Below are 16440 nucleotides of genomic sequence, written 5' to 3'. Positions count from 1 at the left end.
CTGAAGCAACCTGCTGTCGAAACTGCGTAACTCATTGTTTATCAAGGAGTTTTCCGTTTCGACCGCGCCGGAAGTGGGGCGAATTATAGACATCTGAAATCTGCCGTCAAGCAATGATTTAGCTTTTCTATCGGATGCGCAAAAACACTGCTTATATATAGACGCGCCAGCGGTGAATGCGCAGTATATTGCCCAACACAATTAGAAATGACCTTGATTCCCATATTTCGGACGATGCCACGTAATGAATGACCAGCCTCGCAGCCTAGCCTCCACACTGTTCTCGGTCGGGCTGCTACTCATAGCCATGGCGTCGATCCAGTCCGGAGCCTCCCTGGCCAAAAGCATGTTCTCCGTCGTTGGCCCCCAGGGGACGACAACGTTACGACTGATTTTTGCCAGCGTGATCATGATGCTGATACTGCGTCCATGGCGGGCAAAACTCACCGCCAGATCACTGCGCACCGTCATCGTCTACGGGATGGCGCTGGGTGGCATGAACTTCCTCTTCTATATGTCATTGCAAACAGTCCCGCTGGGTATCGCGGTGGCACTTGAATTCACCGGCCCATTGGCCGTGGCCATCTATACCTCGCGTCGCGCGATCGATTTTTTGTGGATCGCCCTGGCTGCCTTCGGCCTGCTGCTGCTGATACCGACGGGGGCAACGACCGCGGGAGTCGACCTGACAGGTGCCGGTTATGCCTTGGGGGCAGGGGTCTGCTGGGCACTGTACATTTTGTTCGGTCAAAAAGCCGGGGCCGACAATGGCGTGCAAACCGCCGCACTGGGGGTAATGATCGCAGCGCTCTTCGTAGCCCCTATCGGCATCGTCCATGCTGGCTCCGCATTGCTGACGCCCTCTTTGATCCCTGTGGCCCTCGGCGTCGCAGTCTTGTCCACAGCCCTCCCCTATACCCTGGAGATGGTCGCGCTGACCCGCATGCCAGCCAGAACCTTCGGCACGCTGATGAGCATCGAGCCGGCCATTGGCGCCTTATCGGGCTTGCTGTTCCTACATGAATACCTCTCGCTGTCGCAGTGGATGGCAATCATGTGCATCATTCTGGCATCCGTCGGCGCAACCATGACCATGAGCACTACCGCCAAGCCTGCGGTAGCGGCAGATTGAGAGTAGTTATGACGAAGCTCTGGTATTTGACGATCAATTAGGCCATGTTTAGCCCCCGCAACTCGAAGTCATACCATGGACAATTTCAGATAAGGATATCGGTACGCTTCCAGCGAAAGCGAATGCAGACAGACTCGGGCACTAGATCCGGGAACGCTTTAAGGACAGTAATGAAACGATTTTTGATACTGATCGCCGTACTTGCAATTGGGGGCTGTGCAGCGACCTCGGAAACACAGATCAAGCATGGCAGGAAAGGGCTCCATATCAACTGTTCCGGACTGTCTTCGTCCTGGGACAAGTGCTACGCCAGCGCCGCCAACTCCTGCGCCCCCAAGGGATACAAGGTCATTGCCAAGTCGGGAGATACCGTGGAAGAGCCCGGCGATTACCCGTTTGGCCTCAATCCTGCGGGCTATACCAGCCGCAGCATGATTGTCATCTGCAAATAAGCAGGGCCGTCGCGTCAGGTTCTCGAACTTGCGATCTGACGGCTGATTTCCTCGTAGCTGGACTTCAGCACTGTGCGCTGAATATCCGGACTAGCCAGCATCCGCGCCACGACCAGCGCGCCAATACATTGCGACAGAATTGCCCACGCCAGGCTGTCGCTTTGCAAAACACCTGCCCAACATTCCTGCAGCCGACAAATCCAGTGCTCCGCCTGTTGACGGACCGCCTCGTCGGAGCGGGCAATTTCCGCGCCCAATGCCGGCAATGCGCAACCGGCTTGCGGATTCTCGACGTGAGACATGCTCAGGTACTGTTTCAAGCAACACTGAAGCTTGTCACGGTCCTGCCCTTCCCCGAGTCGCGCCATGCTTTGGCACAGCTCACGCTCGACGATGCTGGCAAACAACTCGTCCTTCGACGAGAAGTGGCTGTAGAAAGCGCCACCGCTCAAGCCAATCGCTTTCATCAGGCCGTCCACGCCCACCGTTGAAAATCCCGATTTCTTGGCCGATACCGCACTGCTTTCCAGCAGCCTTTGCCTGGTTTCCTGCTTATGACTGGCCGAATAACGCATGGTCCTTCTCCCCAAATTGCTCATCTTGACGCCTGCTGAATCATAGCATAACGTTCGTTTAGTTAACGATCGTTTACCAATAGGGATCTACCCATGAATAACAAGAAGGTCGTACTGGTCGTCGGTGCTGGCGATGCCACGGGCGGCGCCATCGCCAAACGTTTTGCCCAGGAGGGTTTCGTCGCCTGCCTCACCCGCCGCAGCGAGGAAAAACTCCAGTCACTGGTGAATGCGATCAGGGACGATGGCGGCGAGGCCCATGGCTTTGCCTGCGATGCGCGCAAAGAGGAAGAAGTGATCGCGCTGGTCGAACAGATCGAAAGCCAGATTGGCCCAATCGAAGCATTTGTCTTCAATATCGGCGCCAACGTGCCGTGCAGCATTCTCGAAGAAACCGCCCGCAAGTATTTCAAGATTTGGGAAATGGCCTGTTTCTCGGGGTTTCTCAACGCCCGGGAAGTGGCCAAGCGCATGGTCAAGCGCCAACGCGGTACGATCCTGTTCACCGGTGCCACCGCCGGTCTTCGCGGTGCCGCCGGCTTTGCGGCGTTCGCCGGAGCCAAGCACGGGATCCGTGCGTTGGCGCAGAGCATGGCCCGTGAATTGGGACCGATGAACATTCACGTTGCCCATGTCGTCGTCGACGGCGCCATCGATACCGATTTCATCCGCGACAGTTTCCCCGAGAAATACGCGACCAAGGATCAGGACGGCATCCTCAACCCCGAACACATTGCCGAAAACTACTGGCACCTGCACAGCCAGCCCCGCGATGCCTGGACCTTCGAGCTGGACCTTCGCCCCTGGAGCGAACGCTGGTAAGCCCTCCCCCCTACAACAATAAGCAGAGCGCACCGACCATGAGCAAAACCGTGGAATTCCTTTTTGACCTGGGCAGCCCCGCCACCTACCTGGCGTACACCCAGCTACCGGCAATCTGCGAGCAAACCGACAGCCGACTGATCTACATTCCGATCCTGCTCGGCGGTGTGTTCAAGGCCACCGGCAACGCCTCTCCGGTGACTGTTCCGGCCAAAGGCCGCTACATGTTTCAGGATCTGGACCGCTACGCCAAACGCTACGGCGTGCCTCTGAAATTCAATCCGCACTTTCCGATCAACACCTTGATGCTCATGCGCGCCGTAACAGGCGTGCAATTGCGCCAGCCTGAACGCTTTGCCGCTTTTATCGATTGCCTGTTCAAGGCCATTTGGGTCGACGGTCGCAGTCTGGATGAACCAACGACTGTCGCGACGGTGCTCAGCGAAAACGGTTTCGATCCACAAGAGGTACTGGCCCTGAGCGTCGATGAAGAAGTCAAAGCCCTGCTCAAGGACAACACCGAAAAAGCCGTGCGGCGCGGTGTGTTTGGTGCGCCGAGCATGTTTGTCGACAACCGACTGTACTTCGGCCAGGATCGGCTGGACTTCGTGCTCGAAGCCTTGAGTTAAGTCCCGACCACCATCCGTCCCCTTTGCCTGGCTCAGGCGCTGGACAAAGCGCCTGAGCTGCACAGAAACAAAAGCTGCGCGGGAACCGATAGCTGCTCCCGATCAGATAGCCGCAGTGCGGGTATTCAGCCAATCCAGCGCGGCGCCCTCGACCAACGGGCTCAGGCGCTCACGCACTTCGGCGTGGTAGGCGTTGAACCACTGTTTTTCGTCTTCGCTCAGCAGCGAGGTTTCCAGGCAACGCGTGTCGATCGGGCACAGGGTCAGGGTTTCGAACTTCAGGAATTCGCCGAACTCACTTTTGCCTGCCTCACGGTTCATCGCCAGGTTTTCGATGCGCACACCCCAACGCCCCGGACGATAGGTGCCCGGTTCAATGGACGTGATCATGCCGGGCTGCATCGCTGTTTGTGGTGCGGGGGCCGCCTGATAGGCAATGACTTGCGGGCCTTCGTGGACGTTCAGGAAGTAGCCGACGCCATGACCGGTGCCATGGCCGTAGTCGACATTTTCCGCCCAGATGGGTGCACGGGCGATGGCATCGAGCAGCGGCGACAGAATGCCTTTGGGGAACTGCGCACGGGACAAGGCAATCACGCCCTTGAGCACGCGGGTGCAATCGCGTTTCTGTTCATCGGTCGGTGTGCCCACCGCGACCATCCGCGTGATGTCGGTGGTGCCGCCCAGGTACTGGCCGCCGGAGTCGATCAGCAACAGACCGTCGCCTTCGATCACGGCGTGTTCTTCTTCGGTGGCGTGGTAGTGCGGCATCGCGCCATTGGCGTTGTACGCGGCGATGGTGTTGAAGCTCAGCGACACATAGTCCGGACGGCGCTCACGGGCGGCGGTGAGTTTTTCATCGATGGTCAGCTCGGTGATGCGCTCGCGCCCCAACGCCGAGTCCAGCCAGGCGAAGAATTCGCACAGCGCTGCTCCGTCCTGCTCCATGGCCTGACGGATGTGTTCGGCATCGGCCAGGCTTTTTTGCGATTTGGCCAGGGTGGTCGGGTTCAGGCCTTCGATCAGCTTCACCCCGCTGTCGAGGTTGTCCAGCAACCCCGCCGTGACCCGCGCCGGGTCGACTTGCAGGCTCGTGCCGCTCGGTACGGCGCGCAGTGCTGCGGCGACTTCGCTGTAGTCGCGCAAGGTCACGCCGTCCTGTTCGAGGATTGCACGCAACTCGGCGCTGACTTTATTCAAGGCCACGAACAGCGTGGCCTCTTGCTGATTGATCAAGGCAAAGGAAACGAATACCGGGTTGAACGAAACGTCGCCGCCACGCAGGTTGAACAGCCAGGCGATGTCGTCGAGGGTAGCGATGAAATGCCAGTCGGCCCCCCGCGACTGAAGGTTTTCGCGCAGTTTGGCGAGTTTTTCCCCACGACTGACGGTCGCTTGTGGTGGCAAGTGCTGATAGATCGGTTCGTCCGGCAGGCTCGGGCGGTCGCTCCAGACGCCGCTCAACAGGTCAATGTCGGTGCGCAGGCGGGCGCCACGCTCTTCGAGTTTGCCGCCCAGGGTGCGTGCCGATGCCACGGCCATGACCGCGCCATCAACCGCCACAACGCCACCTTCGGGTGTTTGCTCGGCCAGCCACTCCAACGGCCCAGGCTGACCCGGTTGCAGCTTGACCAGGTCGATGCCGCTGCCCTTGAGTTCCTTGGTTGCCTGCTCCCAATAACGACTGTCGGCCCAGACGCCGGCGAAATCCGGGGTCACGATCAGGGTGCCGACCGAGCCATGGAAGCCCGACAACCACTGGCGCCCCTGCCAGTAACCCGGCAGGTATTCGGACAGGTGCGGGTCGGCCGACGGCACCAGCAAGGCATGAATGCCTTCCCGGCTCATCAGCTCGCGAGTTTGCGCCAGGCGCTGGGGCACCGATCCATTGATCGAAAGCTGCGTATTCATCGTGTCTCCTGCTAACCACTTCATCATTTTTGTTGAGAGCCGATCAGCACCGGCGCTTCGTCGCCTTACTGCCAGAACGCCGGAGCACTGGCGCAGGCCGCCTTGATCAGTTGAACCGCCTGGTCGATGTCCTGCTCGGTGGTGAAACGCCCGAGACTCAAGCGGATGGTGCGACTGGCCGAGCGGGCATCATGCCCCAGGGCCAGCAGTACATGGGATGGGGTATTACTCGCGGAATTGCAGGCCGAGGTCGCGGAAAACGCGATCGATGCCTGCAACGCCGCCGGGTTGAACTCGCCTTCAGCGAAGGTCAGGCTCAGGGTATGGGGGATGCGCTGGGTCGGGCTGCCATTGAGCCGCACGCCGGGAATGCTCGACAACTGCTCGAGCAAGCGCTCGCGCAAATGCACGATGACCGCATTCTCCTCATCAAAAGAGTCTGCCGCCAGCGCGAAAGCCGAACCCATGGCGGCGATCTGATGGGTCGCCAGAGTACCTGATCGCAAACCACCCTCATGCCCGCCGCCGTGGATCTGCGCCTGCAAACGCTGTTGGGCACGCGGGCCGACATACAACGCACCAATGCCTTTGGGGCCATAGAGCTTGTGTGCGGAAAACGACATCAGGTCCACTGGCCACTGCGCGAGGTCGATCGCCACTTTGCCCGCGCCCTGGGCGGCGTCGACATGAAACAACGCCCCGCGATCACGGACGACCTGACCGAGGGCGGGAATGTCGTTGAGGGTACCCAGTTCGTTGTTGACCAGCATCAGCGACACCAGGAAGGTGTCCTCGCGCATGGCTTCGCTGAGGGCCTGCGCGGTGATCAAACCTTCGGCATCCGGTACCAGCCAGGTCACGGCCACACCGGCATCCTGCAGTTGCCTGGCGGTATCGAGAATGGCCTTGTGTTCGATCTGGCTGGTAATGATATGGCCACCGCCAGTACGGCGGGCCTGGGCCACGCCTTTGAGCGCGAGGTTGTTGGATTCGGTGGCGCCTGAGGTCCAGACGATCTGCTCGGGCATCGCGCCAACCAATTCGGCGACCTGGCGTCGTGCCAGTTCCACCGTTTGCCGAGCCTGCTGGCCGAAGGCGTGGGAGCTTGAGGCCGGATTGCCGAAATTGCCGGTAAAGCCCAGACACTCGACCATTACCTTGATGACCCGCTCATCCGCCGGCGTGGTAGCGGCGTAATCGAAATACAACGGACGTTTATTCATAAATGACTCGCAGAGCGTATTCCGGGATCAGGAAGCTCGTGACTGCAAACGGCAAAGCGCAGCCTTGTGAGCTGCGCGCTGTTTTCAGAACGTACCAATACCTGATCGGATGCCGTTAAAGAAGAACTACTTCATTTAATAGTGCGTAGGAACGCTCCTGAAAAGTCAGCTTAACAGGCATCGGGCAACCGGTTGAAGCAATGCGTCAGCTAAAACTTTCGAGCATCAGCGGATACAGCGAGATCACCAGCAGTGCGGCCATGCCCCAATTGAACAGGCGCAGCCAGCGACGGTCCTTCAGGACGTTGCGCAACAGCGTGCCGCAAGCGGCCCAGACGCCGACGCTCGGCAGGTTGATGATGGCAAAAACGGCCGCGATCACGATCACATTAGTGAAGTAACCCTGCATCGGCGTGTAGGTGCTGATGGCGCCAATGGCCATGATCCAGGCCTTGGGATTGACCCACTGGAACGCGGCGGCACCCAGATAGCTGATCGGTTTGGCCTCGCCCTGCTGGCTCTCCGACACCGGCCCGGAATGGGCGATTTTCCATGCCAGGTACAGCAAGTAGGCCGCCCCCACATAACGCAGCACGGTGTAGAGCAACGGGTAAGTCTGGAACACCGCGCCAAGGCCAAAGCCGACCGCCACCACCAGTACAAAGAAGCCACAAGTGATTCCGAGCATGTGCGGAATCGTGCGGTTGAACCCGAAGTTCACTCCGGATGCCAGCAACATGGTGTTGTTCGGACCCGGCGTGATCGAAGTGACGAGGGCAAACAGGGCGAAGCCCAGCAGCAGATCGAGTGAGAGTGTCATGGGTGGCAGTCCGTCAGGGTCGGTCAGGCATTGACCCTACCGCACACCCTGGGCGAAACCCATGGACAGTTGCGCGAAACTTGGAGCGGTACAGTTTTGCCTCAGCTCGGACGACCGTGCAGCTGTACAGATCGCCCGGCGTTCATTTCTCCCTGGTTGTCGAAGCCGAACGCCTTCTGCGGCTGGCCGAGCAGTTCGGCTTTCTTCGCGTGGTATTCGTCGAAGGACAATCCGCGGCGGTTCAGCGCCTCCAGCGCCAGTTCCTTGCTTTCTTCAGCCGTGTAGGGGCGAAGCTCCGGGGAAACATGGCTGGCACATCCGGCGAGTACAGAGACGGCGAGCATCAGCAAAGTGGCAATCATCGGTTTCATTTCTGGCGTCCTGGCGACTGGGTTCGAGGCAATGAACACAGACTACCCGCGCCTCCCGGGCAGCAGAAATCAACGCTTTCGATAGTGGCTATCAGCAAATGGCGGTTATTGTCCTTGTCTGTATCAGCCCACCAGACTGCAATGCAGTGCGTTGTCGTGGCTGCGCTGCAGACTGTGCAGCACCTGGAACGATCCGAAAGTCACCGCCTTCGCCCGATGAGCGCGGATCAACTGCCAGAAATCCTGTTCGCCGTTTTCAAATGCCCGGAACGCCGCCTCCCCTGCTTCTCGGGTTTGCCATTGCAGATAGCTGAGTACGCGCCGACCATCGTCGCTGGCCTGGATGCTGGCACTGAGAAAGCCGCGGTGCTGCCGGGCCAGATGCTCGGTTTGTGCCGACAAGGCCAATACCAGCGCGGGTTGTTGATGCGGCTCGATCTCGAATTCAATCAGTTGGGCAAAGCTGCGATTGTTCTCTGATGCTTGCATGAAATGTCCCCACTCACATGTAAGGCGAACCTTGCGATCCGAAGGTGTGCAGGGTAAAACCTCTAGTTAACTAGAGGTCAAGAGGCAATTTTCAAATGGTCACCCCGGAAAACCTGCACAAGGAACTCACCGTCGGCCAGGTTGCGGCGCGCAGTGGCGTGGCGGTCACGGCATTGCATTTCTATGAGTCCAAAGGGCTGATCAAAAGCAATCGCAATCAGGGCAACCAGCGCCGCTATCCCAGGGAAGTGCTGCGACGGGTAGCTTTGATCAAGGTTGCCCAGCGCCTGGGGATTCCTTTGGCGGAGATTGGCGAAGCGCTCAGGAGGCTGCCCGACAATCGGGCGCCGACTGCGGCGGACTGGAAAACCCTGTCGGCGCAATGGAGTCGGGAACTGGATGAGCGCATCAACCAACTGACCCTGTTGCGCGATCGCCTCAACGGTTGTATCGGTTGTGGTTGCCTGTCGATGGAGGCTTGTCCACTGCGCAATGCAGGCGATGTGTTGGGGGAACGCGGGCCGGGAGCGCACTGGCTGGAGCCAGCCTGATGGCACTTGAGTGGCGCTGCTGCTCGTCGGCCCCTCGGTGAGGCGAAAGAGGCTGGCCTATATTTATTCGGTCGTACAACGGCACAGGCACTTCCATTCACACTACAAGAACAGGGAGATCCATCATGAGCGTCAAAGCCATTCCCGAGGGGTATCACAGCATCACCCCCTACCTGGGCATCAAAAAAGCCGCCGAAGCCATCGCCTTCTACAAAAAAGCCTTCGGCGCCATCGAAGTCATGCGCCTGAACATGCCCGATGGCGGTGTCGGTCACGCCGAACTGCGTATCGGCGACTGCCCGATCATGCTGGGCACACCGTGCGATCAAGGACCACTGAGCAATCCGGACAATTCGCCGTCCGTGGGTCTGCATTTGTACGTGACGGATGTCGACAAGTCCTACAAACAGGCCATCGATGCCGGTGCAACCGTGGTATCGGAGGTCAAGGATCAATTCTACGGCGACCGCTCGGGCACCTTGAAGGATCCCTACGGTCACCTGTGGTTCCTGGCCACGCACAAGGAGGACCTGACCCAGGAACAGATCGAGCAACGGGCGAAGGAGATGTTTGCCCAGGGCTAACATCTTCAGGGTTGGAGCGGGCCTCTTCGCGAGCAGGCTCGCTCCCACAGTAACCCCGCCTTCAACAGCGCCGTTGGCCTTCAAGGCACTTGCACAAGCAAGCCCGCCCGCAACCTGCTGGTAATGCGAAACATTTTCTTTCATTTCCCTCTTCGGGATTTCCCTCGCTCATCCGTCCTACCTAGATGCAGTCCTGTCGCGCAGGCAAAAGCCACGACCGGACTTTCAGGGCGTTCAATCCTGCGAAGCCCGCAGTCGAGCTGCCTCTCATCCAGGCAAGACCGTCAATATGTCAAAGAAGTCCCGTTCAAAAATCTGGTTCCTGGTCCATAGCTGGCTGGCGCTGCCGATCTGGTTTTTCGTGCTGATCGTCTGCGTGACCGGCACCCTGGCGGTGATCAGCCAGGAAATCGTCTGGCTGGCCAATCCGCCCATGCGCGCCAGCCAGCCCTCGGACGATGCACCGCTGCTCAGCTATCAGCAGGTCATCGAGGCCATCAACAAGGCCGAGCCGCAAACCGTGGTACAGAGCATCAGCCGGCCCGACGAGTCGCATTTCGCACTGGATGTCGAAGTCAGCTATCCCGACGGTCGCTCGGTGGTGATTTATGTCAATCCGTACAGTGGCGTGATCCAGGGTGTCGCGCCGGAGTTCAATTTCCGCGCCTTTACCCGCGCCCTGCACGGTTGGTGGCTGGTGCCGTTTACCAATGGCTATAGCTGGGGCTGGTACCTGGTGTCGTTTCTCGGCTTGCCGCTGCTGGCTTCGCTGATCACCGGGCTGGTGGTCTACAAACGTTTCTGGAAAGGCTTTTTCCGCCCAACCCTGCGCATTCGCCACGGGGCACGGATTTTCTGGGGCGACTTCCACCGCTTGAGTGGCATCTGGTCGATCTGGTTCATCGCGGTGATATCCATCACCGGCACCTGGTTCCTGATCCAGGCACTGCTGTCCGATAACCAGATTTCCATATCCACGGAAAAAATCATTCCGGCGATGCCCCGTGAAGCCGTACCGCTGTCGGTCGATGGGACACCCCCGCCACGGATCGACCTTGATCGCGCGATCGAGATTGCCTCGCAGAGAATTTCCGGGCTGCAAGCCAGCTTCGTCAGCCTGCCGGGCAATGCCTACAGCCATCTGGAGGTCGGCGGACGCGGCTGGTATCCACTGATGTTCCAGATCGCGACCATCAACCCGTACAACGGCGAAATCGCCGCCTCGCGCCTGATTTCGGACCGCTCGGCCCTGGAGTTCGTCACCGAGTCCATGCGCCCGCTGCACACCGGAGACTTCGGTGGCCTGTGGATCAAGCTGATCTGGGCATTCTTCGGCCTGTTGCTGAGCATGATGGTGCTCAGCGGCTTGTTGATCTGGACCAAGCGCACGGCACTGGCCACGGCCAATGCCTTCAAGCGCAGCAACAAAAAACCACGAGGCACCACAGCACAACCGGTCACCCGCAACGAAACATCGGAGGCCAACCCGTGAGCAAAGCCACAGCGGTCTCACAACCCTCGCGCCTGGGCGTTTTCTGGCACAAATGGCGCTTTCACCTGAACGTCCTGTTGTTGCTGGTGCCACTCGGTTTCATGCCCAGGTATTTCGCTGACGAAGCCTTGATGCGTGGCGACAGCGGCCTGGGCGAACACGAAATCGGCGAAGTCCAGGTCGGCCCCTGGAGCCTGCGCCTGGCGGAGCTGCGCAACACCGCGCCCACGCTCGATGGTCCGGCCGGCTACATGAAGGGCTTCAACGCCGCGTTGTGCGATACCTGCATCGGGCAGGTCAAGGCCACTTACCTGCGCATCGGCAAGCCCCGCAGCCTGCGTGCCGCCGGGGTGATTTTCTTCGGCCCCCCGTATCGCATGGGCGCTTCGTTGCCCGTCCCGGAAAAGACCACGGCCGATGCCGAGCTGTGGATCACCATGGAAGGCTGGGACGGCGCGATGCATCAGGCATTCATTCCTTTGCGCCAGGCCTCCCCCGCCACCATCGCCTGGCTGAACAAACAAGGAGGCAAACCATGATCCCCCCTCTTCGGCCACTCAAAGCCCTGTTGCTGGTGCTCTGCGCCGGATCCAGCACCAGCGTCCTGGCCCATAACCCGATGTGCGAATGCAAGGCCATCGACGCCGAGCAGATCAAATGCACCGGCGGCTTTTCCGACGGCAGCGGTGCGCCGGGCGTGACCCTCGATGTGATCGGCTATGACGAAACCATTCTGGTGCCGGGCAAACTCGGAACCGATTCGACCCTGACCTTCAAGAAACCCGGCACCGAGTTCTACGTGCTGTTCGACGCAGGCCCCGGTCACGTGGTGGAAATCGACCAAGCGGACATCGAGGCACCATGAGCACGCCAACGACCCAAGTCGTGCGCCCGGCCGGTGCCGGTCACGAAACCCTCCATGTCCTGCTGCTGTGCCTGGTGATCCTCGCGGTCGCCGGGAGCGTGGTGCTCTGGCGCGGCGAATCCCATGAGATGAGCAGCGTCAACAGCCACCAGTTGGATGCCCGTCGCGACCTCAATGCGTCCGAGCAAGGCATCTATGCCGATTTGCGGGTGACGCTGGACGAGATTCATTTGCTGCGCCAGGAACAGCCAAGCCTGCCGACTCCCCAGGCCCTCGCCGACGAAGGATTTGCCCCGTTTGCCCAGGACGCCAGCGCCGTCAGCCGTGGCAACCATACCTGGCAATTGCTCGATGCCAAGGCCTACTTCGGCCAAAGCCAGGCGCCGACGGTCGCCGGTTCATTCCTGATGCGCCTGACCGCAGGCGATGACGCCGTGGACGTCTGGCTCAACCGCGACGGCACGCTCACGGCTCCAGCCGACCTCAGTGATACCGCGCTCGAAAGCGCCGGCTGGCAACAGATCGTCGCGCAATTCGACGCCGGCGTGACTCGCCAGCACCGGCACTGAACCCTCGCCCATTCGAGAGAGGACCGCTATTCCATGCCTGTTTCATCTCAACGTTCCATCTTGCGCTTGCTGCTGGTCGGCCTGCTGGCCTGCCTGCTGCCATCCCTGGCCAGTGCCGACGAAGCCAAGCGCCTGCGCATCGGCATCACCCTGCACCCTTACTACAGCTACGTGGCGAACGTCGTTGGCGACAAGGCTGAAGTGGTGCCACTGATCCCCGCCGGCTTCAACCCGCATGCCTACGAACCTCGCGCCGCAGACATCAAGCGCATCAGTGGGCTGGACGTGATCGTGCTCAACGGCGTCGGTCATGATGATTTCGCCGACCGCATGATCGCCGCCAGCGAAACGCCGAACGTGCCGGTGATCGAAGCCAATGAAAACGTGCCGCTGTTGGCCGCCACCGGCGTTGCCGCGCGCGGTGCCGGCAAAGTGGTAAACCCGCACACCTTTCTGTCGATCAGCGCCTCGATCGCCCAGGTCAACAACATCGCCCGGGAGCTGGGCAAGCTTGACCCGGCCAATGCCAAGACCTACACCGAGAACGCCCGAGCCTATGGCAGGCGCTTGCGCAAGATGCGCGCCGACGCCCTGGCCCAACTGACCCAGGCGCCGAACGCCGAGTTGCGAGTGGCCACGGTACACGCGGCCTACGACTACCTGCTGCGTGAGTTCGGCCTCGAAGTCACGGCCGTGGTCGAGCCGGCCCACGGTATCGAGCCGAGCCCGAGCCAGCTGAAAAAGACCATCGACCAACTGCGCGAGCTGGACGTGAAAGTGATCTTCTCGGAGATGGATTTTCCATCCACCTACGTCGACACCATCCAACGTGAATCAGGCGTGAAGCTGTATCCGCTGTCGCATATTTCCTACGGCGAATACACCGCAGACAAGTACGAAAAGGAAATGACCGGCAACCTCGACACCGTGGTGCGGGCGATTCAGGAGTCCGGCGCATGACTTCGAAAGAAACCCTCTGTGCCCCCCCTGTGGGAGCGAGCCTGCTCGCGAAGGCGTCCAGTCAGGCGACACCTTCATTGAATGACACACCGCAATCGCGAGCCTGCTCGCTCCTACAGGGTTCGGGGCCGACGCTGGATTTTTCCGATGTCAGCCTGACCCTCGGGCGCACGACGATCCTCGACCAGGTGACCTTCCAGGTCCGTCCCGGCAGCGTGCACGCACTGGTTGGCCCCAACGGCGGCGGCAAGAGTTCACTGATCAAGACCCTGCTCGGGCAAATGCCGCATCAAGGCCGATTGAGCCTGCAATGGTCGGAGGAGCCCGGCACCATCGGCTACGTGCCGCAAGCCCTGGAATTCGACCGCGGCTTGCCAATGACCGTCGACGACTTCATGGCCGCCATGTGCCAGCGTCGCCCGGCTTTTCTCGGTTTGAGCAAACATTATGCGACGGCGATTGGCGAAGCCCTTGAGCGGGTCGGCATGCAGGAAAAACGCAAGCGCCGCATGGGGGCGCTGTCCGGCGGTGAGCGCCAACGGGTGTTGCTGGCCCAGGGGCTGGTTCCGCCTCCGCAATTGCTGGTGCTCGACGAGCCAATGTCGGCCCTCGACGAGGCCGGCATCCAGGTGTTCGAGCGTTTGCTCGGTGACTGGCGAGCGGCGGGCATCACCGTACTGTGGATCGAGCACGACCTGGAAGCGGTTGCGCGCCTGGCCGATCACGTCACCGGACTCAATCGCCGGGTGCTGTTCGACGCCACGCCGCAACAGGCACTGACGCCGGAGCGCCTGTGGACGCTGTTTTCGAGCCACCCCCGGAGCCTTGCCTGATGAGTTACGAAGCTTTTCGCCTGATGGTCCAGGGTTGGGCGTCGTCGGGTTATCTGCCCGAGGCGCTGGCCTATGGGTTTGTGGTCAATGCGCTGCTCGCCGGTCTGCTGATCGGCCCGGTGCTGGGGGGCCTGGGCACGCTGGTGGTGGTCAAGCGCTTCGCGTTTTTCTCCGAGGCGGTCGGCCATGCCGCACTGACCGGCGTGGCCATCGGTATTTTGCTCGGTGAACCCTACACCGGCCCCTACGGCAGCCTGTTCGGTTACTGCCTGCTGTTCGGCATTTTGCTCAACTACCTGCGCAACCGCACCGGGCTGGCGCCGGACACCTTGATCGGCGTGTTCCTCTCGGTGTCGCTCGCCCTGGGCGCCAGCCTGCTGTTGATTCTGGCGGGCAAGATCAACGTGCACATCCTGGAAAACGTGCTGTTCGGTTCAGTGCTGACGGTCAACGGCAATGACCTGCTGGTATTGGCCATCGTCGGTTCGCTGGTGATGGCCCTGGCGTTGCCGCTGTACAACCGCATCATGCTCGCCAGTTTCAATCCGCAACTGGCAGCGGTGCGCGGGGTGGCGGTGAAGACCCTGGACTATCTGTTCGTGATTCTGGTGACGCTGATCACCGTCGCCGCCGTGAAGGTCATCGGTGCGATTCTGGTCGGTGCCCTGCTGGTGATTCCGGCAGCGGCGGCGCGATTGCTCAGTCAATCGCTGAAGGGCTTTTTCTGGTGTTCGGTGCTGATCGCCACCCTCAGCACGCTGTGCGGGATTCTTGCGCCGATCGTCTTCGACCTGCCGATCCCGTCCGGTGCCGCGATCATCCTCGTGGCCGGTATCGCCTTCGCTCTGGCCGCCCTCGCGCGCGGCGTTGTCCCCAGCCTGAAAGGGAACCTTGGATAAATGATTCTTTCACTGCGCCAACTGACCCTCGCCGTTGCCCTGTGCGGGCTGACTACCGCGACCTGCGCCGCTGACAGCGGCAAACCGCTGCGTGTACTGGCCTCCTTGCCGATTACTTATGGTCTCGGTGAAGTGCTGCTCAAAGGCACCGCTGTCAGCCTCGAACGTGCCGCGCCAGCCAACCTGCCCGGCAGCCGCCAGACCGCCTACTTCACCGGGCGTGGCGCCTCGGCGCTGGCCAAACTGGCCAATGATGCCGATGCGGTGATCAGCCTGCGCTCACTGTGGCCCGACGACCCGCTGTACCCGATCTCCCGGCGCAGCAATATCCGCATCGTCGAAGTCGACGCCGCCCGCCCGGTGGACGGCGCCCTGCCCGGTATTGCCGTGCGCCCCGGCAACAAGGTCGACGGGCTGAACAGCCAGCCATGGTTCTCCAGCAACAACATGGGACGCATGGCCGATGTGATGGCGGCGGACCTGGTGCGCCTGGCCCCCGAGGCCAAGCCGACAATCGACGCCAACCTGGCAGCGCTCAAGCAACGCTTGCTCAAGCTCAGTGCCACCAGCGAAGCGCGCCTCGCCAATGCGGATAACCTGAATGTGATGAGCCTGAGCGATCATTTCGGCTACCTGATCGGCAGTCTCAATCTCGAATTGATCGCCCAGGACCCACGCCCCGACGCCGAGTGGACAGCCGAAGCGCTCAAGCAATTGGGCGCAACATTCAAGGACAATGATGTGGCGGTGGTGCTGCATCACCGGCAACCCTCGGATGAGCTGAAAGCGGTGATAGCCGGGTCGGGTAGCCGGTTGGTGGTGTTGAGCACCGATGCCGAGGATCCGGTGGCTGAACTGGAGGGGAATGTGGATTTGCTGATCAAGGGGCTTGCCGGGGCGTAACTGAGTTAGACCGCGTTATCGTTCATCGCGAGCGTGCTCGCTCCTACAGGGCGACCGTGCACGACATGAAAAAGCCCGCTGACTGTCACCAGTCCAGCGGGCTTCTTTTGGCATGACCGATCAGCGCGTCACAGCCGCCTGCTCATCCATCTTTTGCCGCAGGCTCAACGGACGCATATCGGTCCAGGTTTCCTCGATGTAAGCCAGGCATTCCTTTTTCAGCCCGCTTTTGCCCACGGTGCGCCAGCCTTGTGGCACGGCTTTGTAATCGGGCCAGATCGAGTATTGCTCTTCGTGGTTGACCACGACCTGAAAGAGGATGTCCTCGCGGTCGAATACTGACGTCATGGTGTCTCTCCA

Annotated in this window: 21 protein-coding genes; 14 read left to right on the top strand and 7 right to left on the bottom strand. The window is 60.5% G+C overall.

Annotation, left to right across the window (positions count from 1 at the left end):
* Nucleotides 1–244: 244 nt before the first annotated feature.
* The gene (gene rhtA, locus CAG47_RS12005) at nucleotides 245–1132 is read left to right on the top strand and encodes a threonine/homoserine exporter RhtA (protein WP_085725061.1); all 888 of its coding nucleotides are present in this window, start codon (nucleotides 245–247) and stop codon (nucleotides 1130–1132) included.
* A 170-nt stretch (nucleotides 1133–1302) separates the two neighbouring features.
* A complete protein-coding gene (locus tag CAG47_RS12000; RefSeq protein WP_085725060.1) occupies nucleotides 1303–1584 on the top strand; it encodes a hypothetical protein in 282 nt (93 codons plus the stop codon).
* Nucleotides 1585–1598: 14 nt separating this feature from the next.
* Here the strand turns inward: CAG47_RS12000 and CAG47_RS11995 are convergent, their stop codons facing one another.
* A complete protein-coding gene (locus tag CAG47_RS11995) occupies nucleotides 1599–2159 on the bottom strand; it encodes a TetR/AcrR family transcriptional regulator (protein WP_085725059.1) in 561 nt (186 codons plus the stop codon).
* Between the two features lie 93 nt (nucleotides 2160–2252).
* Here CAG47_RS11995 and CAG47_RS11990 point away from each other — a divergent pair, with 93 nt between their 5' ends.
* Together CAG47_RS11990 and CAG47_RS11985 are read left to right on the top strand one after the other, a co-directional pair.
* Nucleotides 2253–2981, top strand: a complete 729-nt coding sequence (locus CAG47_RS11990) for an SDR family oxidoreductase (RefSeq protein WP_085725058.1) — start codon at nucleotides 2253–2255, stop codon at nucleotides 2979–2981.
* Nucleotides 2982–3019: 38 nt separating this feature from the next.
* Nucleotides 3020–3610 (top strand): 2-hydroxychromene-2-carboxylate isomerase, encoded by a 591-nt coding sequence (locus CAG47_RS11985; protein WP_085725057.1) that lies wholly within the window; start codon nucleotides 3020–3022, stop codon nucleotides 3608–3610.
* Nucleotides 3611–3712: 102 nt separating this feature from the next.
* On the opposite strand, the gene CAG47_RS11980 is transcribed toward CAG47_RS11985, so the two are convergent.
* The 5 genes from CAG47_RS11980 to CAG47_RS11960 all read right to left on the bottom strand — a co-directional run bounded on the left by CAG47_RS11980 (nucleotide 3713) and on the right by CAG47_RS11960 (nucleotide 8424).
* Nucleotides 3713–5521, bottom strand: coding sequence for an aminopeptidase P family protein (locus CAG47_RS11980; protein WP_085725056.1), 1809 nt, complete (start codon nucleotides 5519–5521; stop codon nucleotides 3713–3715).
* Nucleotides 5522–5586: 65 nt separating this feature from the next.
* A complete protein-coding gene (locus CAG47_RS11975; RefSeq protein ID WP_085725055.1) occupies nucleotides 5587–6744 on the bottom strand; it encodes a cysteine desulfurase family protein in 1158 nt (385 codons plus the stop codon).
* Nucleotides 6745–6949: 205 nt separating this feature from the next.
* The gene (locus tag CAG47_RS11970; RefSeq protein ID WP_085725054.1) at nucleotides 6950–7564 is read right to left on the bottom strand and encodes a LysE family translocator; all 615 of its coding nucleotides are present in this window, start codon (nucleotides 7562–7564) and stop codon (nucleotides 6950–6952) included.
* 101 nt (nucleotides 7565–7665) lie between these two features.
* On the bottom strand, nucleotides 7666–7935 hold the full coding sequence (locus CAG47_RS11965) for a hypothetical protein (protein ID WP_007993944.1): 270 nt from the start codon (nucleotides 7933–7935) through the stop codon (nucleotides 7666–7668).
* A gap of 123 nt (nucleotides 7936–8058) precedes the next feature.
* A complete protein-coding gene (locus CAG47_RS11960; RefSeq protein WP_085725053.1) occupies nucleotides 8059–8424 on the bottom strand; it encodes an antibiotic biosynthesis monooxygenase in 366 nt (121 codons plus the stop codon).
* Between the two features lie 95 nt (nucleotides 8425–8519).
* On the opposite strand from CAG47_RS11960, the gene soxR reads away from it, so the two are divergent.
* The 10 genes from soxR (at nucleotide 8520) to CAG47_RS11910 (ending at nucleotide 16080) form a co-directional block, all read left to right on the top strand.
* Entirely contained in the window at nucleotides 8520–8975 is a 456-nt protein-coding gene (soxR, locus tag CAG47_RS11955) for a redox-sensitive transcriptional activator SoxR (protein WP_085725052.1), read from the top strand.
* A 125-nt stretch (nucleotides 8976–9100) separates the two neighbouring features.
* Nucleotides 9101–9559: a VOC family protein gene (locus CAG47_RS11950; RefSeq protein WP_085725051.1), complete on the top strand. Its 459-nt coding sequence runs from the start codon at nucleotides 9101–9103 to the stop codon at nucleotides 9557–9559.
* 289 nt (nucleotides 9560–9848) lie between these two features.
* Nucleotides 9849–11051, top strand: a complete 1203-nt coding sequence (locus tag CAG47_RS11945; RefSeq protein ID WP_085725050.1) for a PepSY domain-containing protein — start codon at nucleotides 9849–9851, stop codon at nucleotides 11049–11051.
* Nucleotides 11048–11590, top strand: coding sequence for a thiamine pyrophosphate-binding protein (locus tag CAG47_RS11940; RefSeq protein ID WP_085725049.1), 543 nt, complete (start codon nucleotides 11048–11050; stop codon nucleotides 11588–11590). Before CAG47_RS11945 ends, CAG47_RS11940 begins: the two co-directional genes overlap by 4 nt.
* Nucleotides 11587–11916, top strand: a complete 330-nt coding sequence (locus CAG47_RS11935) for a hypothetical protein (protein ID WP_085725048.1) — start codon at nucleotides 11587–11589, stop codon at nucleotides 11914–11916. The genes CAG47_RS11940 and CAG47_RS11935 overlap by 4 nt, the downstream gene beginning before the upstream one ends.
* Nucleotides 11913–12485, top strand: coding sequence for a DUF6162 family protein (locus CAG47_RS11930; RefSeq protein ID WP_085725047.1), 573 nt, complete (start codon nucleotides 11913–11915; stop codon nucleotides 12483–12485). Before CAG47_RS11935 ends, CAG47_RS11930 begins: the two co-directional genes overlap by 4 nt.
* Nucleotides 12486–12518: 33 nt before the next feature.
* On the top strand, nucleotides 12519–13445 hold the full coding sequence (locus CAG47_RS11925) for a metal ABC transporter substrate-binding protein (protein WP_085725046.1): 927 nt from the start codon (nucleotides 12519–12521) through the stop codon (nucleotides 13443–13445).
* On the top strand, nucleotides 13442–14278 hold the full coding sequence (locus CAG47_RS11920; RefSeq protein ID WP_085725045.1) for a metal ABC transporter ATP-binding protein: 837 nt from the start codon (nucleotides 13442–13444) through the stop codon (nucleotides 14276–14278). The genes CAG47_RS11925 and CAG47_RS11920 overlap by 4 nt, the downstream gene beginning before the upstream one ends.
* Nucleotides 14278–15177: a metal ABC transporter permease gene (locus CAG47_RS11915; protein ID WP_085725044.1), complete on the top strand. Its 900-nt coding sequence runs from the start codon at nucleotides 14278–14280 to the stop codon at nucleotides 15175–15177. The genes CAG47_RS11920 and CAG47_RS11915 overlap by 1 nt, the downstream gene beginning before the upstream one ends.
* Nucleotides 15178–16080: a metal ABC transporter solute-binding protein, Zn/Mn family gene (locus CAG47_RS11910; RefSeq protein ID WP_085725043.1), complete on the top strand. Its 903-nt coding sequence runs from the start codon at nucleotides 15178–15180 to the stop codon at nucleotides 16078–16080.
* Nucleotides 16081–16200: 120 nt separating this feature from the next.
* Here CAG47_RS11910 and CAG47_RS11905 read toward each other — a convergent pair whose 3' ends face one another.
* Nucleotides 16201–16428 (bottom strand): MbtH family protein, encoded by a 228-nt coding sequence (locus CAG47_RS11905; RefSeq protein ID WP_085725042.1) that lies wholly within the window; start codon nucleotides 16426–16428, stop codon nucleotides 16201–16203.
* Nucleotides 16429–16440 lie beyond the last annotated feature (12 nt).

The organism is Pseudomonas sp. R37(2017) (assembly GCF_002113375.1).
Lineage (GTDB): Bacteria > Pseudomonadota > Gammaproteobacteria > Pseudomonadales > Pseudomonadaceae > Aquipseudomonas.
Note: the sequence above shows the minus strand (reverse complement) of the source record. Positions and strands in the feature narration are given on the sequence as shown.